Genomic DNA, 23,194 nt, shown 5'->3' with positions numbered 1-23,194 from the left:
GGATACGCAGTGTTGCCTGGCTGGCGGGGCGGGTGGAAAGAAAACGCCTGTCCAGCTGTCCCGCAACTGGGACCATCCTCTATCAACTCCGAGCCGGTCAGCCGCCCGCGATTGACTTAGTGTCCTGACGGATACGCGTTTTGCTTCTTGAGCTGGCCGATTTCGGCCAGCGCTTCGGCCAGCAGGGTTTCGGCACGCTGGGCGCGTGCGGTTTCAGCAAGGCGTACTTCCTCGACGACACGCGCCCGGGTTTCGGCGGCAGCTACCGCCGACTCCTTGCCATGCGCAGCTTCGGTCGCCACCTTGAGCTGGGCCTGCAGACGGTCAATCCGGCCCTCTGCCGCGGCCAGGGAAGTCTCGATCTGGCGCGTCTTGGACAAGGCTTCGCGAAGCGCTGCCTTGGCCTCTTCGGTCTGTTCCCGCAGTTTGCTTTCGCGCTCTTCCCGGTTGGCAAGTTGCTGACGCATAGCCATAATGTCGCCGAGCTTCTCCTGACGGACCTGATCGATCTGTTTGACCAGCAGTTCGCGCTCGAGGGCGCTGCGATCCTGCTCATCTTTCAAGGATGCGGTGTAGCGATCACGATCGGTCTGCAGCATCTTGGTCAGCCGCTCGGATTCCGCAGCGAACTTCTGCTCGCGGACTTCGGCTGCATCCTCGAGCTGCTTGATCCGGCCATCCTGCACGTCCTTCTGGCGCTGGAATTCCTGCGCCTGCTGCCGCAGTTCCGCAATCGTGGCATCGCGGACGCGCTGCGCGTCGTTCAGGGCTTCGAGTTGTGCGGCGGCCTGCACCGCGGCGGCATCCTGTTGCTCGATCCGTTGCTCTGCGGCCTGCAGGCGTACACGGTACGCGTCCTGCTCCTGCTCCAGCGCCTGGCGCTGGTCGGCAAAGAGTTGTTCCGCATGATTGAGCGCCAGGGACCAGATGCGGGACATGAAGCCGTCCGCGGACGAAACCAGTTCATCCGGCATGCCTGGGACGCTGCGCTTCCGGAAAAAAGTCGCGCCGGTCTCACGACGCCACTGGTCGATATAGCGCTGAACAACCTCGCTGGACCCCTTGTTGCCGAGCTCCGCATAGACCAGGTTGAATGACGGGTTTTCGCCTTGGGCGAGCAATTGAAAGCAGATTTGCTCGACGGCTTCGAAATTGACGCTGCTGCTGCGTGCCATGGACTGTTCCCCTCCGCACAAATACGACTAAATATTGAACAGTCTGAAAGATAACATACGTTTAAATCCGGTTACCGTTATATTTATAACGGTATGACTGTGCAGAATTAATGTTCCAGCTGGTATGCAATCCACTGCGAGTGTTCGCCGCCGTACGCTGTCGTGTCTTTGCTAATGCCTCGCTGCGGAGCAGGATGTGGTTGGCGCCTATATTACCAAGTCATAGAGCGCTTGGCCCGTCTCTTGCCTGCTTGTGGGGTAAATCCTCATCCAGGCATGCCATGAATCAGACCACGCCCGCGCCCTCCTCCCACTCCCGGCACCCCGTCCCCGATGGTGCCGACGGAGCTTCGCCCCATATCTTTCGACTGGAGCCTTATCACTTCACGCGAAATCTCCCTCCGGAGGTTCGCGACAAACTGAAGGATATCTTTGCCAACTGGTCCGACGACGCTTATACGGAAGCGCGCGTTAAGGAAATCATCGAGCAGGCGCCGGACTCCCTCGGCATCCGGATCGTGGCCTATCGCTTCTATTTCTATCGCCGTCGTTCTGGCGATGCAGCGCGATGGGCGCTGGCCTGTCTCGGCTGGTTGTCGACGCGCCTGGAATTGCCCGTGGACTGGCGCCATGTCACGCCGGACATGGCCGATTTCAACGAATGGCATGCGTTTCCGCGCCTGTGGTTGCAGTCTCTGACTGCCTACGCCTACAACCTTGCGCGCCTGCAGCGTATGGATGAATCCCTGATTGCCTTGGCCAAGGTCGAGGAACTGGATCCTAGCGGCCGCCTCGGCGCCGCCAGTCTGCGCGAAGTCTTCATCGCCCCCGATTCAAGCGCAGGCATGGTATTTCCGAAGCCCTTCGAGGCGTGATCGTCCGCAAGGCCCGGGGCCCGGCAGCGCCACAACGCTGAACCGGGCTCCGGGCTGAGGCGGGTACGGAGCGGACCGCCGAGGCTTAGCGGAAATCCTTGTGGTTCAGCTTGTACTTGCTCAGGCGCAATCCGAGTATCCGACGGGTCAAACCCAGCTGGATGGCAGCTTCCGTCGTGTTGCCGTGACTGGCTTTCAGTGCGTCCACGATCATCTCGTACTCGATCGCATTGAGCTTGGCGTCCAGGGAGCCGAGCTCCGAGGATTCGGAAACCACCGGCGTCTGCAGCGACGGCGGCAGGTTGTAGCCATGGATCACGCCATCCTCGGCGAGGATGATCGCCCGCTCGACGACGTTTTCCAGTTCACGTACGTTGCCTGGCCAGTGGTAGCTCAGCAACATGTTGATCGCCGGAGTCGAAATGCGCTGGATGTCGACTCCCATTTCGCGGGAGAACTTGGATACGAAATAGTCGGCCAGGGCGACCACGTCGTTGCCCCGTTCGCGCAGTGGCGGAATGGTGATCGGGAAAACGTTGAGCCGGTAATACAGGTCCTCGCGAAATGTGCCCTTCGTGACCATCTCGACGAGATCCCGGTTGGTGGCTGCCAGAATCCGGATGTCCACGCTGATCGGCACGTTGCCGCCGACCCGCTCGAAGGTCTTTTCCTGCAGGACCCGCAGCAGCTTGGCCTGCATCGGCAAGGAGAGTTCGCCGACTTCGTCCAGGAAGATCGTGCCGCCGTCGGCCTCCTCGAAGCGCCCTTTGCGCTGGTTCGCCGCGCCGGTGAACGAGCCTTTCTCGTGGCCGAACAGTTCGCTCTCGATGACGCTTTCGGGCAGCGCCGCGCAATTGAACTTGATGAAGGGGCCGGATGAGTTCGGGCTGTTGTAATGGATCGCGCTGGCCACCAACTCCTTGCCGACTCCGCTTTCCCCGAGAATCAGGACAGTGGTCTTGGAGCGCGTGATGCGCTCGATCATCCGGTAGACCTCTTCCATCGGCTTGGAATTGCCAATGATGTTGGCCGGCTTGAATTTCTCCTTGAGGGCAGTGCGGAGCCGCTGGTTCTCATCCTCGAGCGCCACTTTCTTGACGTTCTCGAGCAGGTACAGTTCTACAGCCTGGGCCGTGGTGGCGGCCAGGATGGACAGGACTTCCACATCCAGTTTCAACAGCCGGCGGTTGTCGTAGATCCGCTCCGCGCTGATCGTGCCCATGACCTTCCTGCCGCGCAGGATCGGCACGCACAGGAAAGACAGGCGGGTGTCACCAATGTTGCTGCGGCTGCCAGTACGGTTCAGGAAATTCGGTTCGTCGCTGATCTTCGGGACCACGATGGGCTGGCCGGTCTCCACCACCCGTCCGGTGATCCCTTCCCCGAGGCGATAGATCCCCCTCGCCTCCTCTTCCTCCGTCAAGCCGAAGCTCTCGTGGATGAAGATCTTGCCGGAGTCCGTGTCGTAGAGGCTCACCATGCCGCGGATCACCTTCATGTGGCGCTTCATCAACTGCAGCAGGATGTTGAGGATCTGCGAGAGATTGCCCGTTTCGGTGACGATCCGGCTGATCTCGTACAACAGCGGCAACAGGTCGGTACGGCATTCCCCGAGGTTGCATTCACACAGATGGGGCAGCACGTCCCGTTCCGCAAAATCCGGCATGCCGGGCGACTGCTTTGCCGTGCTGCCGGCCGGCTTCACTTCGGCCCCGCGGCCGAATTCTTTGTCGACCACACGATCACTCATTTCCATGCTCCTTCACTATCCGCTCGTGAACAGGACGAAAATGCCATCGCAACATTGGGTGCTTGGGCATTACGGGCCACCGGGTGGAATCAAAATATATACAAGTATATAGCGGTGGCCGTTCATCATTCATAGATAACCATTATCACGGTATGGCTTTCAGTCGATGGGGACAGGCACGATACGGACCGGTTCGTTCAGGGCCGCCATCAGTTCACGCCGAACCCCACCCAGGGTCTGGCCGGCCAGTGTGCAACTAACACAGGCGCCGGACAGGCGGACGCGGACGAACAGGCCGTCCACCGCAATCAGTTCGATGTCGCCGCCGTCCTTCTGCAGGCGAGGGCGAACGCTCTGGATGGTCTCGGCAATCAGTTTCAGGCGCGCTTCGTCGCTGGCAACAGCAGAAGGCTCATCCGTGGAAAATTCAGTATTCATGGCGGCGGTGTCTGGAATGTGGTGCCTTCCGTGGCAGCAAGCCGCGTGCCGGAAGCTGATCCTGGCGCCCTCGGACCGCTGCGCTACGGCCTGAACGCACGTCGTTTTCCCTGCTGCCGGCTGTATCCGATCAGGACAAGGGGCAGGAATGCGTACCGTGACGTACGCGACTGATCTTGCATTGCACGGGAAGGAACGGTCGTCCCCTTCGCGAATGGCTTGCCGGATGGCGTCGAAACGTCCCTTTCCGTTCATCCAGCCCGGAACGTACTTTCTGGAACCGCACCGGCACGCCCCCCGGCCACAGTCCGTTTTCCCGCCTCATCCGGCGTGCTGCAAGGCCTGCGGGCCTGCGGCAACCGCGATTCCGGGTAGGCCACCGCAACGTGGCGCCTGGTCGGCCGCTTCCTTGGCATAGCGCTTGCCATTTCCTCCCCGTACGGCAGCAGCACTGTGCTGGCTGTCGAGCCCAGCGGGAGCTACCCATGACCAGTCTTGTTCTCGGATCCGCCTTCGTCTCGCGCCTGTGTTCGGCGCTGTCCCCACGGCGCGAGCGCCTCTTTCCCTCCCCCTCCCGCGCCGCGGTTGCCGACGGGGCCATTGTGGGGGGACTGTGCCTGGAGCGCGTCACCGTCCAGCGTGGGCAGCGGCAAATCCTCACCGACGTTTCCATGCCGATCCGGGAAGGCGGCGTGACCGCCATCGTTGGCCCCTCCGGCGCCGGCAAGACGACCCTGCTCGGTGTGCTCAACGGCCTCATTCGGCCGGCTTCCGGGCAGGTCATGCTGAACGGCGTGGGCTGCCTGTCGTCGCCGGAAACACTGCAGATCCATAGGCGGCGGACTGCCACGGTGTTCCAGGAACACGCCCTGATCGATCGCCTCAGCGCGCTGGACAACGTATTGCTCGGCCTGGCCGATCGCCGTCATCCCCTCAGCCCCCTGCCCTGGCATGCCGAGCTTCAGGAACAGGCCGCCGCCGCACTAAGGGAAGTCGGCTTGCTGCGCCACGCCCATGCCCGTGTGGCGAATCTCAGCGGCGGCGAGCGCCAGCGAGTCGGCATCGCCCGTGCAATGGTGCGGCAGCCGTGCCTGCTGCTCGGCGACGAACCCTTTTCGGCACTGGATCCCGGGCTTGCAGCATCGCTCGGCAGCCTGCTCAAGGGCTATGCGCAGGCATCGGGCGTCACCGTCGTGCTCGTCCTGCACCATCTGGACATGGTCCGCCGCCTGGCTGATCGCATCGTTGGGCTGAAGGACGGCCGGATCTGCTTCGACGGCCCGGTGACGGACTTCGACCTTGCAGAGCAACAACGCCTCTTTGCAACCACGCCATCTCTTTCCGGAGAACCGACATGATCAAGCTCATTCAAGGGGCACGCCTTCTGTGCACCTTCATCCTCCTGTGCATCGGCATTTCCGCCGGTGCTGCCGATAACGCCGCGCGCCCCGACAAGCTGGTGCTCGGCCTGCTGCCGGGGGAGTCCGCGCCCACGGTGATGCGCCTGAACGAAGCCCTGCGGGCCCATCTTGAAAAGCGCCTGGGCCTGCCCGTGGAGCTGATGGTCGGTGCGAGCTACGCCGCCACCGGCGAAGCCCTGCGTTTCGGGCGCATCGACATCGCCTATCTCGGGCCCGTCACCTACATCCTGCAAAGCCGGCGGGCCAAGCTGGAGCCCTTTGCCCGGCCCTCCCATCCACAGGTGGGCCCGTCCTTCCAGGCCGTGATCATCGTCCCGCAGGACAGCCCCGCGCACACGCTCGCCGACCTCAAGGGCAAGGACGTCGCCTTCGGCGACCCGGCCTCGACCTCGGGAACCTGGGTACCCCGCTACCAGCTGCTTGACGCCGGCCTGGTGGCCGGCCGCGATTACACGCTGCGCGTCCTTGGCGCCCACGATGCGGTCGCGCTGGCGGTGGCCAACAAGCAGCTTGCCGCCGGCGGCCTGTCCCTGCCGATCTATCAGCGCTTGCTGAAGGAAGGGCGTATCGACGCCGGACGCGTGCGCATTCTGGCGGAGTCACCTGCGATCCCCGAATACATGTGGACCTTCCGCGAAGGCCTCTCCCCGGCGCTGAAGGACGAGATCCGCCAGGCCTTCCTCGACATGCGGGATGGCGCGGCCCTGGCGGTGTTCCGCGCCGAGGCTTTCGTACCGGCCGTCGACGGAGATGTGGACAAGGTCCGTGGCTGGATTGAGGCGATCCGGAAAAGCTCCCCCGACGCCGTTCCGTCCGCCCGCTGACATCATGCAAGCCCATCGCCCAATCCCGCTCCGGGATGTCGACCCGGTTATCGACGCGGTGCTGAACTGCGGCTGTCAGCAACGCCGGCACAGGCTGGCCCTTGCCAGCCTGCTGGGTTGCGTTGTCGTGGCACTCACGGCGTTCGGAGGCGCCTTCGACCTACCCCGTTACCGTCACACGCTGCCCACCATCGTTCAGCTGCTGGGGGATGCCTGCCCGCCGGATTTCAGCCGCTGGCCCCACTGGGGACGACCGCTGCTGGACACCCTGAGCATGAGTGTCGCCGGCACCTGCTTCGGGCTGATTGCGGCCATCCCGCTAGGCGCGCTGGCCGCCCGCAACATCGCGCCGGGCTGGCTTGGCGGCCCCGTACGCATCGCACTCAACGCCATTCGCTCCATCCCCGGGTTGGTGTGGGGAATCATGTTCGTCGCCGCGGTGGGCTTCGGCCCGCTGCCCGGCATCCTGGCCCTCGCCAGCCACTCCACGGGCATGCTCGGCAAGTTCTGCGCAGAGATCCTCGAACACGTGGATGCCGCACCGGGCAATGCACTGCGCGCCCAGGGCGTCTCGCCGCTGGGCGTGCTGCGTTTTTCGGTGCTGCCGCAGATCCTGCCACGCCTGGTGGACGTCACCCTGTACCGCTGGGAGCACAACCTTCGCGCCGCCACGACCCTGGGTGTCGTCGGCGCCGGCGGGATCGGGCTGGAGATCGTCACCGCCTTCCATCTCTTCGAATACCGGGAGGCCAGCGCGCTGATCCTGCTGTTGCTCGGCCTGGTTTCGGTGATCAACGTGCTCGGTGGCCGCCTGCGCCGCCATTTCGTCGACGGGCTCGAACAGCCATGAGCACGCCCTTGCGCTGCGGCCTGCTGCCGGGCGAGTCGCCCCCCGTCGTACTGGCGCGCAATGCGCCATTGCAAGCCTATCTCGAGGAACAGCTGGCGATGCCGGTCGAGCTGATCGTCGGCGAAACCTATGCCGCCACCGGTGAGGCACTACGCGCCGGCCGGCTCGACATCGCCTACCTGGGGCCCGTCACTTACATCCTGCAGAGCCGCAAGGCCGAGCTGGAGCCGTTTGCGCGGCCGACGCACGCCGGCAGTAGCGGCCCCACCTTCCAGGCCGTCATCGTCGTCCCCCATGCCAGCCCCGCCACCAGCCTCCACGACCTGCGGGGCAAGGAGATCGCGCTGGGCGACCTGGCGTCCACGTCGGGTAGCTGGGTGCCCCGCCATCTGATGCTGGAAGCTGGGCTGGTCGCGGAGCGGGACTACCGCCGGCGGCACCTCGGCAGCCACGATCAGGTGGCCAGTGCCGTGGCGGAAATGCGTGTTCCGGCCGGTGGCATGAGCAAGGAGGTTTATAAGCGACTGCTCGGCGAGGGGGGCATTGCGCCGGACAGCTTGCGGGTGCTGGCCACATCCCGGCCGATCCCCGAATACATGTGGACCTTCCGCGCCGGGCTCGACCCTTATCTGAAGGAAGACCTGCGCCAGGCCTTCGTCCGTCTGCGCCTGCCCGCACCTTTACGCGCCTATCGTGCCGACGCCTTCATCCCGGCCGTAGATGCGGACGTGGACCGGGTTCGCCAGTGGATGGAGGACATCCTCCAGGCGCGCCTGATCCCCGGCGGCGTGCCGCTGGCCATCGGCGAGCCCGCTCTCGACGTGCGGGCCTCCTCCCCTTTTGTCCGTCCCTTCAGCATCGTTTCACAACCGGAGATCCATCCATGTCCGTAGATTCCGCCCTGTCCTATATCCGCCGCATGCGTTCCGACGCCGACTTCCGCGAGGCAGTGCAAGCCCTGTCCGAGGACGAGCCGGCCTCCTGGGCTTTCCTCAAGGAAAGCGGCTACACCTTCTCGATGGACGAGTTCCGCCTCGCCCAGGACGAGATCTACAAGGAGTACGGCATCACGCCGATGTAGCCACCGTCCCTGCGCCCACGCCGGGCGCAGCAAAGAGAAGGGCCCGCCCCGAGAGGAACGGGCCCTTCTCTTACTGGACTTCGCCGGAAGAGCCAGCGGATGTCAGCGTGGAGGCGTGCCGAACAGGGTCACTTCCAGTTCCAGCACCGCCTTCACTACTTCGCCATGGCGTTCGTCCGAGGTCGAGGCATCGCCCAGGCCGGCACGCTCCATCCATACGCGCGCCTGCTCCAGGGTTTGCCGCGCCTCCCTTTCCGCCTGGGCCAGCAGCGTCATGCTGCCGAACTTGCGGGCACCCTTCAGCCGATTGATCGCATTCTGCAGACCACGGGTCTTCATCGTCGTCTCCTCAGCAGGTTTCGGCGTATTCGGCCGGAGCCTCCACGCCCAGAGCGCGACGCATCCACAAGGGCGGACGCTCCAGCATGCGCTGCACGTATTCGACGACCTCGGTGATGTCCCGGCTGTTCTCCATCTTCACCGGATAGACGCCCATGTTCTTGACCGTCACCGCGTGCAGATCGGACAAGCCCTTGCTGAACAGGATCGCGCAGCCGCGCACCGCCTCGATGCGAGCCGTCATGTGCTCCGTGCTGGCGCCGCCGCTCGGGTCACCCATCGAACAGCCCATGCCGCCACCGGGCCCCTTGCTGCCATTGCCCTTGCCGGCAGCCGCGCCGCGGAACTGAATGCTGTCTACGAATTCGCTGCGCTGCAGGCCGACTTCGTAGATGACGAGCTGGCGTGCGGCGGCGAAGTTGGCGTTGACCTGCAGCAGGTCGTTGGTGGCGATGGCGATCCTGAGCAAACCGTTCTTTTCCATGATGAGCTCCTAGAAGTTGGGGAGGATGTGGGGTTGGGTCAGGTCATCGGCAGGCCGACGACGTTTACTTCGCGTCCGAAGCGGGCCCGGAAGCGTTCCGGCAGATGCACGCCGCCCACCGTGCGGGTGCGCCACAGGGGTAGCCGGTTCAGCGCCAGCCGACCTTCCTTGAGCGCCTCGACGGGGATGATGTGCAGCACGTTGTCGAAGACGAGGTAAAAATCCACCGGGTAGCGCGCCGGGTCGGCAAAGCGCTTGCCGAACTCGATGCACAGCAGCTCCCCGTCGATGCGGACGGCCGGGTTGTCGTTGTCGAAGCGGAAATGCCGGTTCATCGGCAGCGTCTGGTTGAACTGGTAGAGGATGCGGTCCTCGTCGTTGAAACCCTTGATCTCCTCGACGATGTCGGTGAAGTACTGGACCAGCATGGCCTCGACGTAGGCCTGCCCATGGGGCTGGTTGAAGGAGTCGAGGTAGAACAGCACGAAGGATTCGAGCAGCTCCAGCCCCATCGTGGACAGGGTGATGAACTGGGCGCAGCGTCCGTGCACGCAGCGGATGCGCACCAAGCCGTCGTCCAGTTCGATATGGCCGTCCGGCAAGGCCCAGGCCAGGTGGCAGATACGCAGGATGCGATAGACCTCCGCCACGACCTTCTCCAGCGCGCTGTGCCTGGGCAAGGCCTGGTATTTCTTCCAGCTGGGCAGGTCCTCGATGTGCGGATGGGCCGAGGTCAGCAGCCCTTCGAGCAGGGAAAAGGCCATTTCCGTGGCCAGCAGCCCTGGCAGCTGCGGGTGGATGTCGGCCTCCGTCGTACCGAAGGACAGTTTCTTCTTCTTGCTGCAGAACTCCACCTGGCGATACTCGGGCAGGTGGTGGCGGCGGCCGAAACAGGCGGCGAAGTCCTTCGCCAGATCGTCGTGCGAGAGCATCGGGGCTTCTCCGCGGTGGGTTGAGGGCGAAAACGGGGCCGGGCCCCGTTCCGTTCAAGCCGATTCCGCCTGCGCGGAACCGGCATCTGGCATGGTCGTGGCCGGATTACCAGGTGTTCAGGATCCACTCGCGATCCCTGGTGTACTCCATGTGCGCGAACATCGCGTTGGCGATGGACTCCGCCAGCTCCATCGCGCCCTTGTAGCCCACCGTGGGCTTGCGGTAGAGGCCCGCCCGGTCGAAGGTCGGGAAGCCGACCCGGACCATCGGAATGTTGGCGTCGATGGCGATGTAGCGGCCCTTCGAGTGCCCCATGATCAGGTCGAGCTTCACCTCGTCCTTGGCGATCTTCTTCTCCAGGTCCCACAGGTCGGCGTTATGGATGATCTCCATGTCGAAGTGGGCGGAGGCCTTGAGCTCGGCGATGCGCGGGTCCTTCTTGTACTTGCTGCCCTGGTCGTCGCCGATCAGCAGCAGCACCGGCTCCAGCTCCACTTCCATGCAGAACTGGGCGAGGCCCAGCACCAGGTCGGGGTGGCCAAAGATGGCTACCTTCTTGTTGGCGAAGAACATGTGGGCCAGGTCGGCCAGCGCATCGAGGGCGATGCCACGCTCCCGCACCAACGACTCCGGGATATCCTTGCCGGTGATCTCGCTGATCTTGCGCAGCATGTCATCGGTGTTCTTGATGCCGTAGGGCGTGTTCACCAGGTTGTGCGGGACCTCGAAGGCATCCTTCAGGTATTCGCCGGTGGTCGCGCCTTCGTAACGGGCCAGGGACACCGTCGCAACGGCATTGGCGCTTTCCTGGATGTCCTCGACGGTGGTGCGGCCGTGGGTGTCGATGACCTTGTTCGGCATCATCGGCGAATCGAAGTCTTCGGTATCCACCAGCATGTTGGCGTCGACGCCCATCTCCTTCATGTAGTACTTGAGGAGCGTGATGTCGCCCGGATTGACCCAGCCGGGGATCAGGTTGAGCTTGCCGTTCGGCGTGCCCTTGGTCTTGGCGATGGTCTTCACCATAGACTTCAGGCACTCCGCGTAACCGCTCACGTGGCTGCCCTTGAAGCTGGGCGTATGCACTGGCGCCAGGTAGATCTGGCGATCCGGGAACTCGGCCTTGAGGGCCCGGTTGCAGTTGTTGATGGTGCCTTCGATGTCGTCGCCGATCACTTCCGTCGAGCAGGTGGTGATGATCGGGATGACGCGCAGGTTCGGGTAGCGCTTGGCCAGCACCATCACGCCCTCCTCCACCCGCTTGGTGCCGCCGAACACCGCCGACTCCTCGTGCAGGGAGGTGGAGGCGATGTCGAAGTTTTCCTTGAAATGCTGGGCGAACAGCAGGCGCACGAACATCGTGCAGCCCTGGCCGCCATGGACCAGCGGGATGCAGTCCTTGACGCCGATCCCGGCGAACTGGGCGCCGGCCGGCTGGCAGTCGTACATCGGGTTGATGATGCCGCCCCGGTCCTTCGGGACGAGTTTCACTTCGGCCGGCTTCACGGCGGCCGTATCACATGCACTCATGAGAATTCCCCTTGGCTGCGGGCAGGTGCCGAGGCCCCGCCCGGTGGTGCTCAATAAAGGTGGTGATTGAGTTCGCGGTTGGTGGAGCGGGCGATCGTGGTGTCGAGCAGGCGGGCCTTGAGGCTCTCCATCACCTGGGTGATCTCGGCCTCGCCGGCTTCGCGCACCCACGGATAGCGCTCCCGCAGGTCGTCGGCCATGATCCGGCCGTCGGCGTAGTGCAGGCGCTCCATCGGCGTATCGCGCTTGGGCGGTTTGCCGGTGAGCAGGGCCGTGGCCTGATCGACGACGCCGTGGATGTTTTCGGTGCGGTCCCAGGTACGGGAGAAGAACTGCCACAGGCAGCGTTCCTCCGTGTAGCTGAAGACGTCCTCGAGCTTGTCGTCCAGCATCACGCAGCCTCCCGCAGGATGACCGGCGTGCTCTGGGCCTTGTCGCGGATATCGACGGCGGCCAGGTGGCGCAGGGGGTTGTAGACCGCGTTGTAGGTGTCGCGGGCCAGATTTACGAAGCCTTCGAAGCCCATGTAGGGCCCGTTGTGGTAGCCGTGGCCATTCACGTACGGGATGTGCAGCTTCTTGACCAGCTCGCCAACCCGCGGACCCGTGAAGATCACGTCCGGCTTGACCAGGTCGATGATCTCGAAGAATTCCAGCTCGTTGCCATCGTCGATGTAATAGGTGCCTTCGCGGCCGCGGGCGATGACCTTCTCGAAATCCTCCTCATGGCCGAACTTGGACGACATGGCCACCACCTGGATGCCCAGGTCGTCCTCCACCGATTTGGTCCAGTGCCACAGGCGCGGGCCGCCGGTCCAGATCGCCATCTTCTTGCCCTGCAGGCGCTCTTTGTACCAGTCGAGCTTGGGCTTCCACTTGGCCTCCTCCTCGGCGATCAGCGCCTCACCGCGCTCCTCGATGCCGAAGAAGGCGCAGATCTTGCGGATGCCCTCGGCCATGTAGCTGAAGCCCCAGGAGTCTATGTCGAGGCGCGGAATGCCGTAGCGCTTCTTCAGCTCGTTGGCGATGTAGCCGGACGAGCGGGCGCAGTTCACAACGTTGAGCTTGGCCTGGTGCATGCAGCGCAGGTCGTCGTAGGTGCCGTTGCCGGTGAAGTGGGCAACCACCTGGATGCCGAGCTTGTCCCAGTAGGTCTGCAGCAGCTGGGTGTCGCCCTGGATGTTGAAGTCGCCGATGAAGTTCATCGTGTACTCGCTGGTGATCTCCTTCTCCAGCGTCTCGACCTTCTCGTTGATCCAGCCGATGTTGAGCACATGGTGGCCCTTGGACTGGGACACGCCCGAGAAACCCGGACATTCGACGGTGAAGATGTCCACGTCCGGCCGTTCCTTCATGACTTTCTTGGCCACCGCCTTGATGTCGTCGCCGATCAGCGCCGTTGGGCAGGTGGTGTAGACGATCATCCGCTTGATGTCCGGCATCTCGTCGAAGGCCTCGTTCATGCTCTGTTCGAGGCGCTTTTCGCCGCCGAACACGATGTGGCTTTCCTTCATGTCGGTGGACCACACGTACTTCATGTTGAAGTGGCCGTTGTCCGTCGGGTAGCGCTTGGTGTGCCAGGTGTCGTAGGCGCAGCCGAGCGGGCCGTGGATCATCTGGATGGTGTCCTTCAGCACACCGCCGATCACCAGCTTGGCGCCGCAGAAGGCGCAACCGCGCTCGGACAGGGTGCCGGGAATCGTCGCCGCGTTGGCAATCGGCAGGTATTCACGGGTGTCCTCGTCGGGCGCCTTGAGGTAGATGTGTTTCTGGCGCTCGGGAATGTCCTTGTCGCATTCGAGCAGGACCATGGGCATGGCATTTCTCCTTGCAATTGATTCCGGATTGACCGGAGTGGAAACGAAAAGAGCTTTTCGATCGGGAAGGCAGTTTTAATTAGCATTGAGCGTGCCACGCCATTGAAATAAATTGATTTTAATTAAATTTTCATTTAAATCAGAGTATTGGCCTTTCAATTTTCAGAATTAAATTCCGCTCGTCGATCTCCAGGGTATGTTTCTCGTTCGCCTGCGTACCAAGCACAATTCGGTGTTCGCGATTGTGCGCAGGAGGCTCAGACCAAGAATAGAAAAGACCCGTCGCGCCAATTCCGGCGGGACGGGTCGATATGGGCTATCGGATAAATGCTATTGCAGGCTTGATCCACGATGGACGGGAAATGGTCGCGGCCTCTCGAGTCGTCCGGCCTTCACGAGCCAGGGTGGCGGCGTGCCCTGCAGAACTTCCTGGATCCGATCCATGGCCCAGGGCGCAGCCATCGGGCTGCCGTAACCCAGCGGATGAACGCCGAGGCGCATGAGGCGCGCCACATTGGATGTGCCCACGCCGACGGTCAGCAGCAAGTGGCAATCGGCAATGCACTCCGCCCGCCATCGATTCCCATCGTCGGCCGCCTTGGCCGCCGCTGTGCCGCGCACGTCGATCAGCCGGATTTCCATCGCGCTCAGCTGGAAGACAAGGAAGCGCAGACAGGTATTGAAGAAGCCGTCCAGTTGCAGCCCCGAATCGGACGCAATGGCGATGCGGACGGAGCCCGGCATGTCGCCGTCCTCATAACGCTGGATCGGCGGGATCGTGGTGTCGATGATGTTCACGGTCGCCCGGTCTGTCAGGAACGCGAGGGCTTCCCGCAACTGCGGGCGCGGCACCTGCAGCAGCACGCCACCGGGCGCGGCCCTCAATTGCGCCACCGTCAGTGAGCGGAGCTTGCGGTCTGTCAGCGGAAGCCCCAGCAGCGCGATCAGGGCCTGGACCACGTCGGCCACCGCCACGCCGGATAGCACCCTTGCAGCCAGGCCGATACGCAGCGCGAGGTCCGCCGAAAGTCTGGACGTCATGCTGCGGTCCCTACACCGGAGTGATGGCGCCGGACGCGCATTCGGCAAGACAGGCTGGATCGCCATCGCATTCGGTGCAGGTTTCGGGGTTGATGGAATAGATGCCGCTCTTCTTCAGTACCGAGCGGGTTGGACAGACCGGCTTGCAGTCGCCGCACAGGCTGCACGCATCCGGATCGATCATCATGGCCATGGCGAACTCCAGGCGGAGGTCCGGCAGGTGTCGGGGCCGAAAGGCCGCGCACCCGCCGGACCCGGTGAATGAAACGTCGTCGTCAGGCGACGGCCAGTTCGGCGGCGGTCTTGCCGACGATGGACTCGTCCTCCTGCTCCATGATGCCGAACTCCATCAGCAACTCTTCGAGGCCATCCATTTCCAGCGGCGTCGGGATTACCAGCTTGGTGTTGTCGATCACCTTGCGGGCCAGCGCGCGGTACTCGTCGGCCTGCTTCGCGCTCGGGTCGTACTCGATGACGGTCATGCGGCGGATTTCGGCGTGCTGCACAACGTTGTCGCGCGGCACGAAGTGGATCATCTGGGTGCCCAAGCGCTCGGCCAGGGCCATGATCAGCTCGTCTTCGCGGTCGGTCTTGCGGCTGTTGCAGATCAGGCCGCCCAGGCGCACGCTGCCGGAGTTGGCATATTTCACGATGCCCTTGGCGATGTTGTTGGCGGCGTACATGGCCATCATTTCGCCGGAGCAGACGATGTAGATTTCCTGGGCCTTGTTCTCGCGGATGGGCATGGCGAAGCCGCCGCACACCACATCGCCGAGCACGTCGTAGAACACGAAATCCAGGTCCTCGTCGTAGGCGCCTTCTTCTTCCAGGAAGTTGATGGCGGTGATGACGCCACGGCCAGCGCAACCGACGCCGGGTTCCGGGCCGCCGGATTCGACGCACTTCACGTCACCGAAGCCGGTCTGCAGCACGTCTTCGAGTTCCAGGTCCTCGACCGAGCCGGCCTCGGCGGCCAGGTGCATGACCGTCGTCTGGGCCTTGCTGTGCAGGATCAGGCGGGTCGAGTCGGCCTTCGGATCGCAGCCGACGATCAGCACACGCTTGCCGGCCTCGGCAAGCGCCGCGACCAGGTTCTGGGTGGTGGTGGATTTGCCGATACCGCCTTTGCCGTAAATGGCGCATTGACGCAGTTTCTTGCTCATTTCTATTACCCCGTTTGATTGAATGAAGACTGGCGAAAATTGATCAGCAAGGGGCATGCCATTATTATTTTTCTACCGTTTTCCTTTTGTTTTCGCCCCTTTCTGAATTGGAAATTCAATTTCCGCAAATCAAGCCGTTCGTTTGAGTACGAAGCCATCCGGCCCGCGTTCGCCTCTGTGCGAGCGGCGCAAAAAGCATCAAACCCTGAAATGAAAAAGGCCGGATAAATGGACAACCCAAGAGTCCATTTATCCGGCAAGGCTCCGAGCGCTCCCCGGTTGCGGCAGATGGCACGTCCCCGCGGGAAGACCGGTCAGGCTAAATCGTCCATCGAGGTAATCAGTTGATGGATCACGGTGGGATTCAGGGCGGTCGATTCCGCGTCCCAATCCCCTTCCGCAAGAGTGTCGAAACGGTCGGGCGATTTCTCCAGCCTCGCCACGGCGCGGTCCACCCAGGCCAGTCCGCCGTAGTGCAGCGCAAAGCTCACTTCGTTCAGCAAGTCCATGATCTCGTGGCCGTTATCCACGATGATCGGTTGCACGTCGAGGGCCATCAGGCGGCGGATCGACGATGCACCGATGGACGCGGCATAGACCGCCGCACAGCCCTTCAGGAAGTCCAGCTTGGCGATCACCTTGTCTTCCGGTGGTTTGTCCGGCGGAGGCAACACGTCTTCAGGTGCGGGGGCGTAGGGCTGCGACGGCAGAAGGGCCATGCCCTGCAATTCCCGCGGCAGCCCCTTGTCCTTGTTGCTGCCCTTCATTTCCACCTTGATGAACTCTCCGACGCCGATGAGGCTGGCCCGCCCGGGCTCCACGTCGAACAGGACCAGGCGATCGGCCGCACCGAAATGCAGGTCGACCTTTTGCTGGTCCGTTGAGGCAAATGCAATACGTAACATGGGATCTCCTTCAGCCGAGAAGTGTTGATGCGCCGGACACGGCGGCGGGTGCGCTCCTGTCCATTTCCGGGGGGCGCTCCTTTCCGTAGAAGGAGCGATACGGCGCGATTTCCGGGCGGGCCGTGCTGGCGAGATTAGCCAGATCGAATAGCGCCTGGCGGCTCCCGTCGTAGCCAACCCATTTGCGGGCCGCGCCGCCGAAGATGTCGTACAGCGGAAAGCCGGCCCGCAGCAGCGGAACGCGCAGCCTCTCCGCGAGGTCCGCGCCATGGGAGTTGGCGATCAACACCTGGGCTTTGCCCGCCTGGGCCTGCGCCTCCAGGTCTTCCAGATCACCGACGACAACCGCTTCGACCGGCAGGTCCACCAGCCCTTCCGCACGGCTCGAAGCCACCGCGGCGACCACGTGGATGCCGACGCCCGTCAGGAAGTGCGCCAGCATGCCCAGATGGTCGGGATCGGCGGCCACGCCAAGGCGCAAGGCACCGAGCACGAAATGGGTATCGACCATCGCATCGAGCAGTTGCTCGCGCAGCCTGTCGATCCTGTCGGGTACGGAGCGCCCGGAAAGCCCGGCCAGCACCTCGGTGAAGGCATCGCATGGCGCCAGCCCCATCAGCCCGTCGAAGCGGTGATCCGGCACGCCGGTGCGGGCTTTCAGCCGATCCGCAGCGGTGAAGACGGACGGACCGACGGCCAGCGTGGCGATGGATTTGCCCATCGTCGCCACGTCGATGCGCGACACGCCGCCGCGCGACAGGGTAGAGAAGCCCGCCGGGTCGAAATGCCCGTCCAGGCTGCCGCCCAGGTCCGGCAGCATCACCGGCCGCAGGCCGAAAGCCTCGACCCAGGCCCGCACGGCTTCGGCGTCGCCCGGCGTCAGCATCGACGACAGCAGCACGTTCACCTGCCGGGGCCGGTAGCCGGCTACCCGGCCCTCCGGCACCAGGTGCTCGATGACGGCTTCCAGCGCCCGTGCGTAGCCGCTTTCCAGGCTGCCGAGCGTATCCGGTGTGTTGATCGGAATCACGCTGATGTCCATGAATTCCGGACTGCTGCGCTGGAACTCCTTGACCGTCCGTGCGATGTCGGCGCCCTGGGTCTCGGTCAAGCCGGTGGTCATCAGGCCGATGACTTCCGGGTTGTTGAGTTCGGCGACCGTCCGCAGGGCTTCGATCACACTGTTGTCGGCGCCCATCACCGTCACCACCTGGTCCATCGCGGTGGTCTGCAGCGGTACGGGTTCGCGGAAGTGGCGGGTGAAGAACACCTTGCTGAAGGCGGTACAGCCCTGGGCGCCGTGCTGCAGTGGCACCGCCTGGTCCAACCCCAGCATGGCCAGGGTTGCGCCCATCGGCTGGCTGACCTTGAGCGGATTGACGGTCAGCGGCTTGTTCGAGATATGCACCATTGCCATGTCGGCCTCCGTCAGGCGCAAGCCAGGGCCATGGCGCGCCGCTGGCGCCACGCTGGCTTGCGAACGAGCTGCGCCCAGATCGGGTTGTCGATCACGTCGGCGATGTGCTGCGCCAGTTCGACGATGCCGTCGTAGCCGGCATAGCCGAAGTCCCGCTCGTGATTGATGTCGAGGAAAGGGATGCCGGACTTGAGCGCCGGATATAGGTAGCGGCCGCCGGCGAAGAGGATGTCGACACCGTAGTCGCGGCAGGTCTCCATCAGCGCGCCCTGGTCGTTGTTGCCGATCATGCGGGCTTCGGGGCCCATCAGGGCGCGGATGCGGGCGCGGTCCTCCTCGGTGGACTTCTCGGTGCCGGTCGCCACGACGTCCATGCCCAGGTCCTGCAAGGCCGATACGATCGACCAGGATTTGACGCCGCCCGAGAAGATCAGCGCCCGCCGTCCGGCCAGGCGCTCGCGGAACGGCGCCAGGCGCTGGGCCACCCGGCCCTCCTCTCGGCCGATCACGATCTCGGTACGCACACGGAAGTCCGCGTCGCCAACAAGCCCGGCGAGATCCCGCAGGGCCTGGGAGGTGTCCTCGACACCGTAGAAACTGCCTTCGAAGAACGGAGTGCCGTAATCCTGCTGCAGCTTGCGCGCCACGTTGAGCATGGCCTTGGAGCAAACCACCATGTTGGCCTTCGCCCGGTGCATGGTCTGCACTTCATGAAAGCGCGCATCGCCGGACAGCGTGCATAGGATGCGCAGCCCCAGCTCGTCGAACAGGGGCGCGACGCGCCAGAACTCGCCGACGATGTTGTATTCGCCGATCAGATTGATGTCGTGGGTCGACAGGCCGTCCGGGCGCGGCCGGGCCGGTCCGGGCTCGCGGGAGCCGATCACGTGGCGATACAGCGTTTCGCCGGCAATCCGGTTGCCGAGGCTCTTGCTGCCGTAGAAGCCGGCACAGTCCACCGGAACCACCGGGATCTGCCAGCGCTCGGCCGCAACCTTCGCCACCGCGGCTACGTCGTCGCCATGCAGCGCCGGTACGCAGGTGGTGTAGACGAAGACCGCCGCGGGACGGTAGTGGGAAACCGCCTGGCCGATGGCGTGGAACAGCTTCTTCTCGCCGCGCCCCATCACCACGTCGATATCCGAAAGATCGGTGGTCATCCCCAGCCGATAGGTGTCGGGGCCCGACGAGCGTGTTCCGCGCGCATCCCACGAGCTGCCGGCACAGCCGATGGGGCCGTGGACGATGTGGGCCGCATCGGCGATCGGCAGCAGCGCGATCTGGGCGCCATCGAAGGCGCAGCCGCCCTGGGTCGCGCCCGGTTTCGACTTGGCACAGCCAGTCTTGCCCTTGTTGTTGTGCGCGCAGGCGGGCTCATCGAGCAGGGCCTGGATTTCATCTGCGTTCATGGTCGTATCCCTTCAGCCATTCAGAGCCGGTTGGTCGATATCAGTCGTGGTCCTTGAAATCAGGGTCCGCCGCGCGCAGGGCAAGCTGGCGGGCGTGCTCCTTTTCCTGCTCAGTGAGCAAGGAATCCCGAACCCGATTGAAAAAAGGGTTCAAATAGGCGTCCAGCCAATTGAACAGCGCGGAGCGTTCCTTGATGGCATTCTTCCTGAATCGCAAGCAGCGGTAGCACATCGGGGAGCGCGCCGGATGATCCTCGGCACGGATCGCGTAGGCGAAAGCAAATAGCCGGATGCCGGTGGCAAGCACTTCCCGGAAGACGCGAAACCACCAGGCGCGCCGATAACACAATTGCTCGAGGCGAATTGTGCAGATGCGGCACGACGCGGTGCTTTGCGCCTGAAATACGGGTAGTGCATCGGATTGCATTTCAAGCTCCCGGATGGATCGGCTTATTGCGACAAATGCAATTCAGCAAGCTCCGGGCCACCCGAGGGCAATCGGGGGAAATGAACCTGAAATTGAAATGCAGAACGCCGCAAATCCGCGCCAATAGGCGGATTGCGGCGTGAGGCGGAATGACTCCCCAAGGCGCGCAGCAGGAAAGTGCGCTATGAGTCCGGGTACATTCCGGAACGCTTCAAAGGACGGACGCACATCCGCGTGCCGCCCGGAAATACCGCCGGACTATTTCTTTCCGGCCCAGGGCAAACGCTGCTTCTGTGCCTCGTCGTGCCAGCGCTCTTCTTCCTCGTGGATGTATCGCTGCGTCGTGCGGGCGTCCGTATGGCGGGCGTCCTTCTGCACGAAGCGTTCGTTGATGCCGCTGTCGAGCTTGGCGGTGATGCCGGTGTGGCGCCCCCAGTGGGCCGACGCGGCGCGCAGCTTTTCCTTCTTGTGCTCGGCGTCGGGCGGCAGCTGTTCCGCCGCGGCACTGAAGATCTGCTTGAGGATCTGGTTCAGGCGGCGGGCGGTGATCGGGCTGCCATCCTTCACAGACACCAGCAGCGGCGTGCTGTCGTCCCGGCGCGGCACGGCGGTGAGCCCCAGGTGCTTGCGGTAGCGGATCAGCGCCTGCAGCATGTCGTCCGCCACCGGCACCTTGGCCTTCTTGCCGCCCTTCCCCACCACGTGCCACCACCACAGCCCGCGCTCCTCGCGGAAGCTGTTCATGCGGTGGGACTCCAGTTCGCCGGCACGGGGCGCCAGCATGTACAGGATGGCGGCGATGAAGCGCGCCCGTTCGTATTCGTCGCGGCCCCGCTCGGCATCCCGTGGCATCGCCTCGATGGCGGACGTCACCGCATCCCACATCTGTTGGTCGAGAAAGCGCTCGACCTTTTCCATCTCCTCGGTCTGCGCGACGGCCCGCAGCGGGCCAGTGACCTCGCCGGACATCTTGCGGCGGCGCTGGCGGATCAGTCCCAGAGGATTGCCCATCAGGTAGCCCGCATCCACCAGGTAGGTCATCAGCGAATTGATGGCCGCCATCGCGGTGAGCACGGCGCTCTCGCTGAGCGGGCCGACAAAGGGGCGCCATTTCTCCGACAGGCGATTGACCTTGGCGCCGCACCACAGCTCAGCCGGCTGCGGGTCGGCGAGGAAGTTCAGATAGCCCTCGAAATCCTGCCGGTTGAGGCTGGACAAAGGCCGCCCGCAATCCACCAGCGACCACAGCAGCAGCCGTTCGCACTCCCGCTGGTAGATCCGGTAGGTGCCCGGCGACCGATCGTACTCGGACAGGAAGCAGCGGATCGCGTCCGCGTCCGTGGTGGCCTGGATCTGCAGGCGTGCCGGGTCGGCGCGGTTGGCGCCGTCATGGCCATCGAGCCAGGCGGGAACGATGATCTCGTCCAGCGGACGCAGCGGCACCACGGTGGTGTAGGTGATGGACATGGACAGTGATGTATCCGGCTGGACGCGAGCCAGCTCGACAGGACGGACGAAATCAGACTACTGGACTTGCGTACAGCAGTTGACTGTATATAATCACAGTTATCGAGAACGCGGTGCCGGATCGAGCAGCTGATCAGCTTCATGTGCATCCGCTCATTCGCCCAGCCGGGCTTCAATATCGTGTTGAGGAGTCGATGATGGAAACCTTGATTTGCCGCATTCTGATGGTCACGGGTGTTCTGGTGGGTGTGCTGTTGGCCGGGGGCTACGGCATGCAGGCCGCCGTCCCTGCGCTGCTGGCGCTGGTTGGGGTCGGTGTGCTGCGCCAGGTCGCGCCTTCCCTCCCCTGGCGCCTGGGGCACAGCCGGCGCTACCGTTACCGCGTCAATTGATCTCGAGCTGCAGCTTGCCGGCCCGGGACTTCCGTTCGGCCTGAATCAACTCGACGATGTCCGTGTTGCGGTTCTTGCTGGCCCAGCTTTCGGCGTTTTCGTTCTGGTCGTTCTTCCAGTCGATGTTCGCGTCGGCCTTCAGCAGCGCGCGCACGACGTCCTCGTGTCCGTTGCGGGCGGCAAACATCAGCGGCGTCGACTGATTGGGCGCCAGCACATTGGGGTTGGCACCCTTTTCAAGCAGCAGGTTGACGATGGCCAAACGACCTTCGAAGGCCGCATACAGCAAGGGATTCCAGCCCGGATGGTCAAAGGTGGCGCCAGCGTCCAGCAGTTGCTGTGCAATTCCGGTGAAGCCGCGCAGGCTGGCCAGCATCAGTGCGCTGTCGCCGGCGCTGTTGCGCGCATCCAGCTTGACGCCGCGCTGCTTGAGCAGTACGGCGACGACCTTGGGCTGTTCTTCGCGGGCGGCGAGGATCAGCAAGGTGTTGCCGCTGGGATCGCTCGAATTCACGTCCATGCCCTGCCTTACCAGCTGCACCACTTCGGCAGCATCGCCGAGTTTGGCTGCGTTGAAGAGGTCGTCCAGGGAAGCCGCGGCGGCCGGGACGCACAGTTGAGCGCTGATCAGGCAGGCGCCCAGCAGGCGCAAGGCGCGAAGCTTGAAAACGGAGTTCATGACGGTTGTGCGTCCTTGAAAAGCCTGAAGAAATTCCGGGTCGTCAGCTCGGCGATCTGCTCCAGGCTTTCGCCGCGGGCCTTGGCAACAGCTTCAGCAACGTGCCGGACATAGGCCGGCTGGTTGGTCTTGCCGCGGTACGGCATCGGTGCCAGGTAGGGTGAGTCGGTTTCCACCAGCAGGCGGTCGGCCGGCACGTAACGGGCCACGTCCCGCAGGGCTTCGGCATTCTTGAAGCTGACAATGCCCGAGAAGGAAATATGGAAGCCCAGATCGAGAGCCTGCTCGGCGACCTCGCGGGTTTCCGTGAAGCAGTGCATCACGCCACCGGCAGCACCCGCATCCTCCTCGTGCATCAGGCGGATCGTGTCGGCCGCCGAATCGCGGGTATGGATGATCAGCGGCTTGGCGCTGCGGCGGGCGGCGCGGATGTGGGTACGGAAGCGCACCCGCTGCCATTCCGGCGCGTCCTTGTGCCAGTAGTAATCGAGCCCGGTCTCGCCGATCGCCACCACCTTCGGGTGGGCGGCCAGTGCCAGCAGGCGCTCTTCGTCCGGCTCCTCGCAGTCGGCGTTGTCCGGATGCACACCAACCGACGCGAACACGTTGGCGTGGCGTTCCGCCAGGGCCAGGATGCCCGGCAGGGTTTCCAGCTTCACGCTGACGCACAGGGCGTGGGTGACACCGTTGTCGGCCATGCGGGCCAGCACCCCGGCTTCGTCTTCGATCAGATCGGGGAAATCGATATGGCAGTGGGAATCAACAAGCATTGCAGCGC

At 63.7% G+C, this 23,194-nt stretch carries 26 protein-coding genes; 7 read left to right on the top strand and 19 right to left on the bottom strand.

Annotated features, from left to right (window positions below; translation table 11 throughout):
- Positions 1 to 116: 116 nt before the first annotated feature.
- Entirely contained in the window at positions 117 to 1,175 is a 1,059-nt protein-coding gene (locus tag AC3QL2_RS23330) for a DNA-binding protein (RefSeq protein ID WP_493232718.1), read from the bottom strand.
- Positions 1,176 to 1,456: 281 nt separating this feature from the next.
- Between AC3QL2_RS23330 and AC3QL2_RS23325 the strand changes: the two genes are divergently transcribed.
- On the top strand, positions 1,457 to 2,050 hold the full coding sequence (locus AC3QL2_RS23325; protein WP_493232717.1) for a hypothetical protein: 594 nt from the start codon (positions 1,457 to 1,459) through the stop codon (positions 2,048 to 2,050).
- Positions 2,051 to 2,135: 85 nt separating this feature from the next.
- Here the strand turns inward: AC3QL2_RS23325 and AC3QL2_RS23320 are convergent, their stop codons facing one another.
- Positions 2,136 to 3,800: a sigma 54-interacting transcriptional regulator gene (locus AC3QL2_RS23320; RefSeq protein ID WP_493232716.1), complete on the bottom strand. Its 1,665-nt coding sequence runs from the start codon at positions 3,798 to 3,800 to the stop codon at positions 2,136 to 2,138.
- 159 nt (positions 3,801 to 3,959) lie between these two features.
- Entirely contained in the window at positions 3,960 to 4,238 is a 279-nt protein-coding gene (locus AC3QL2_RS23315) for a NifU family protein (protein WP_493232715.1), read from the bottom strand.
- Positions 4,239 to 4,723: 485 nt separating this feature from the next.
- Between AC3QL2_RS23315 and AC3QL2_RS23310 the strand changes: the two genes are divergently transcribed.
- Genes AC3QL2_RS23310 through AC3QL2_RS23290 form a run of 5 tightly spaced genes read left to right on the top strand, consistent with a single transcriptional unit; the run spans position 4,724 to position 8,414 of the window.
- Positions 4,724 to 5,596 (top strand): phosphonate ABC transporter ATP-binding protein, encoded by an 873-nt coding sequence (locus AC3QL2_RS23310; protein WP_493232714.1) that lies wholly within the window; start codon positions 4,724 to 4,726, stop codon positions 5,594 to 5,596.
- Complete coding sequence (gene phnD, locus AC3QL2_RS23305) at positions 5,593 to 6,483, top strand: phosphate/phosphite/phosphonate ABC transporter substrate-binding protein (RefSeq protein WP_493232713.1); 891 nt, start codon at positions 5,593 to 5,595, stop codon at positions 6,481 to 6,483. Before AC3QL2_RS23310 ends, phnD (AC3QL2_RS23305) begins: the two co-directional genes overlap by 4 nt.
- Before the next feature lie 4 nt (positions 6,484 to 6,487).
- Positions 6,488 to 7,333: a phosphonate ABC transporter, permease protein PhnE gene (phnE, locus tag AC3QL2_RS23300; protein WP_493232712.1), complete on the top strand. Its 846-nt coding sequence runs from the start codon at positions 6,488 to 6,490 to the stop codon at positions 7,331 to 7,333.
- Positions 7,330 to 8,226, top strand: coding sequence for a phosphate/phosphite/phosphonate ABC transporter substrate-binding protein (gene phnD, locus AC3QL2_RS23295; protein WP_493232711.1), 897 nt, complete (start codon positions 7,330 to 7,332; stop codon positions 8,224 to 8,226). Before phnE ends, phnD (AC3QL2_RS23295) begins: the two co-directional genes overlap by 4 nt.
- On the top strand, positions 8,217 to 8,414 hold the full coding sequence (locus AC3QL2_RS23290) for a Nif11-like leader peptide family natural product precursor (protein WP_493232710.1): 198 nt from the start codon (positions 8,217 to 8,219) through the stop codon (positions 8,412 to 8,414). The genes phnD (AC3QL2_RS23295) and AC3QL2_RS23290 overlap by 10 nt, the downstream gene beginning before the upstream one ends.
- Positions 8,415 to 8,516: 102 nt before the next feature.
- Here AC3QL2_RS23290 and AC3QL2_RS23285 read toward each other — a convergent pair whose 3' ends face one another.
- From AC3QL2_RS23285 to AC3QL2_RS23220, 14 genes are all read right to left on the bottom strand, one after another.
- Entirely contained in the window at positions 8,517 to 8,753 is a 237-nt protein-coding gene (locus AC3QL2_RS23285) for a hypothetical protein (RefSeq protein WP_493232709.1), read from the bottom strand.
- A gap of 10 nt (positions 8,754 to 8,763) precedes the next feature.
- On the bottom strand, positions 8,764 to 9,237 hold the full coding sequence (locus tag AC3QL2_RS23280; protein ID WP_493232708.1) for a NifB/NifX family molybdenum-iron cluster-binding protein: 474 nt from the start codon (positions 9,235 to 9,237) through the stop codon (positions 8,764 to 8,766).
- 38 nt (positions 9,238 to 9,275) lie between these two features.
- Positions 9,276 to 10,169 carry a hypothetical protein gene (locus AC3QL2_RS23275; protein ID WP_493232706.1) on the bottom strand — a complete coding sequence of 298 codons (894 nt, stop codon included), beginning with the start codon at positions 10,167 to 10,169 and terminating at the stop codon, positions 9,276 to 9,278.
- Positions 10,170 to 10,275: 106 nt separating this feature from the next.
- A complete protein-coding gene (gene vnfK / locus AC3QL2_RS23270; RefSeq protein ID WP_493232704.1) occupies positions 10,276 to 11,700 on the bottom strand; it encodes a V-containing nitrogenase subunit beta in 1,425 nt (474 codons plus the stop codon).
- A 50-nt stretch (positions 11,701 to 11,750) separates the two neighbouring features.
- Positions 11,751 to 12,092: a V-containing nitrogenase subunit delta gene (gene vnfG / locus AC3QL2_RS23265; protein ID WP_481122670.1), complete on the bottom strand. Its 342-nt coding sequence runs from the start codon at positions 12,090 to 12,092 to the stop codon at positions 11,751 to 11,753.
- Entirely contained in the window at positions 12,092 to 13,516 is a 1,425-nt protein-coding gene (gene vnfD / locus AC3QL2_RS23260; RefSeq protein WP_493232701.1) for a nitrogenase vanadium-iron protein, alpha chain, read from the bottom strand. The genes vnfG and vnfD overlap by 1 nt, the downstream gene beginning before the upstream one ends.
- A 330-nt stretch (positions 13,517 to 13,846) precedes the next feature.
- Entirely contained in the window at positions 13,847 to 14,557 is a 711-nt protein-coding gene (locus AC3QL2_RS23255; protein ID WP_493232700.1) for a dinitrogenase iron-molybdenum cofactor N-terminal domain-containing protein, read from the bottom strand.
- A 10-nt stretch (positions 14,558 to 14,567) separates the two neighbouring features.
- Positions 14,568 to 14,750, bottom strand: a complete 183-nt coding sequence (locus AC3QL2_RS23250) for a 4Fe-4S dicluster domain-containing protein (protein ID WP_481122667.1) — start codon at positions 14,748 to 14,750, stop codon at positions 14,568 to 14,570.
- A gap of 82 nt (positions 14,751 to 14,832) precedes the next feature.
- Positions 14,833 to 15,720 (bottom strand): nitrogenase iron protein, encoded by an 888-nt coding sequence (gene nifH, locus AC3QL2_RS23245; RefSeq protein WP_493232698.1) that lies wholly within the window; start codon positions 15,718 to 15,720, stop codon positions 14,833 to 14,835.
- Between the two features lie 314 nt (positions 15,721 to 16,034).
- Positions 16,035 to 16,625 (bottom strand): NifB/NifX family molybdenum-iron cluster-binding protein, encoded by a 591-nt coding sequence (locus tag AC3QL2_RS23240; protein WP_493232696.1) that lies wholly within the window; start codon positions 16,623 to 16,625, stop codon positions 16,035 to 16,037.
- 10 nt (positions 16,626 to 16,635) lie between these two features.
- Positions 16,636 to 18,042, bottom strand: coding sequence for a nitrogenase iron-molybdenum cofactor biosynthesis protein NifN (gene nifN, locus AC3QL2_RS23235; RefSeq protein ID WP_493232694.1), 1,407 nt, complete (start codon positions 18,040 to 18,042; stop codon positions 16,636 to 16,638).
- 11 nt (positions 18,043 to 18,053) lie between these two features.
- On the bottom strand, positions 18,054 to 19,451 hold the full coding sequence (gene nifE, locus AC3QL2_RS23230) for a nitrogenase iron-molybdenum cofactor biosynthesis protein NifE (RefSeq protein WP_493232693.1): 1,398 nt from the start codon (positions 19,449 to 19,451) through the stop codon (positions 18,054 to 18,056).
- Between the two features lie 40 nt (positions 19,452 to 19,491).
- Positions 19,492 to 19,878 carry a hypothetical protein gene (locus tag AC3QL2_RS23225; protein ID WP_493232692.1) on the bottom strand — a complete coding sequence of 129 codons (387 nt, stop codon included), beginning with the start codon at positions 19,876 to 19,878 and terminating at the stop codon, positions 19,492 to 19,494.
- A 258-nt stretch (positions 19,879 to 20,136) separates the two neighbouring features.
- Positions 20,137 to 21,345, bottom strand: a complete 1,209-nt coding sequence (locus AC3QL2_RS23220) for a tyrosine-type recombinase/integrase (protein ID WP_493232691.1) — start codon at positions 21,343 to 21,345, stop codon at positions 20,137 to 20,139.
- A gap of 197 nt (positions 21,346 to 21,542) precedes the next feature.
- Between AC3QL2_RS23220 and AC3QL2_RS23215 the strand changes: the two genes are divergently transcribed.
- Positions 21,543 to 21,737, top strand: a complete 195-nt coding sequence (locus AC3QL2_RS23215) for a hypothetical protein (RefSeq protein WP_493232690.1) — start codon at positions 21,543 to 21,545, stop codon at positions 21,735 to 21,737.
- Here AC3QL2_RS23215 and AC3QL2_RS23210 read toward each other — a convergent pair.
- Positions 21,730 to 22,416: an ankyrin repeat domain-containing protein gene (locus tag AC3QL2_RS23210; RefSeq protein ID WP_493232689.1), complete on the bottom strand. Its 687-nt coding sequence runs from the start codon at positions 22,414 to 22,416 to the stop codon at positions 21,730 to 21,732. The genes AC3QL2_RS23215 and AC3QL2_RS23210 overlap by 8 nt on opposite strands.
- Complete coding sequence (locus AC3QL2_RS23205; protein WP_493232688.1) at positions 22,413 to 23,186, bottom strand: TatD family hydrolase; 774 nt, start codon at positions 23,184 to 23,186, stop codon at positions 22,413 to 22,415. Before AC3QL2_RS23205 ends, AC3QL2_RS23210 begins: the two co-directional genes overlap by 4 nt.
- Between the last annotated feature and the right edge of the window lie 8 nt (positions 23,187 to 23,194).

The sequence above is a fragment of the Zoogloea sp. GW822-FHT05C07 genome (assembly GCF_058800215.1).
Note: the sequence above shows the minus strand (reverse complement) of the source record. Positions and strands in the feature narration are given on the sequence as shown.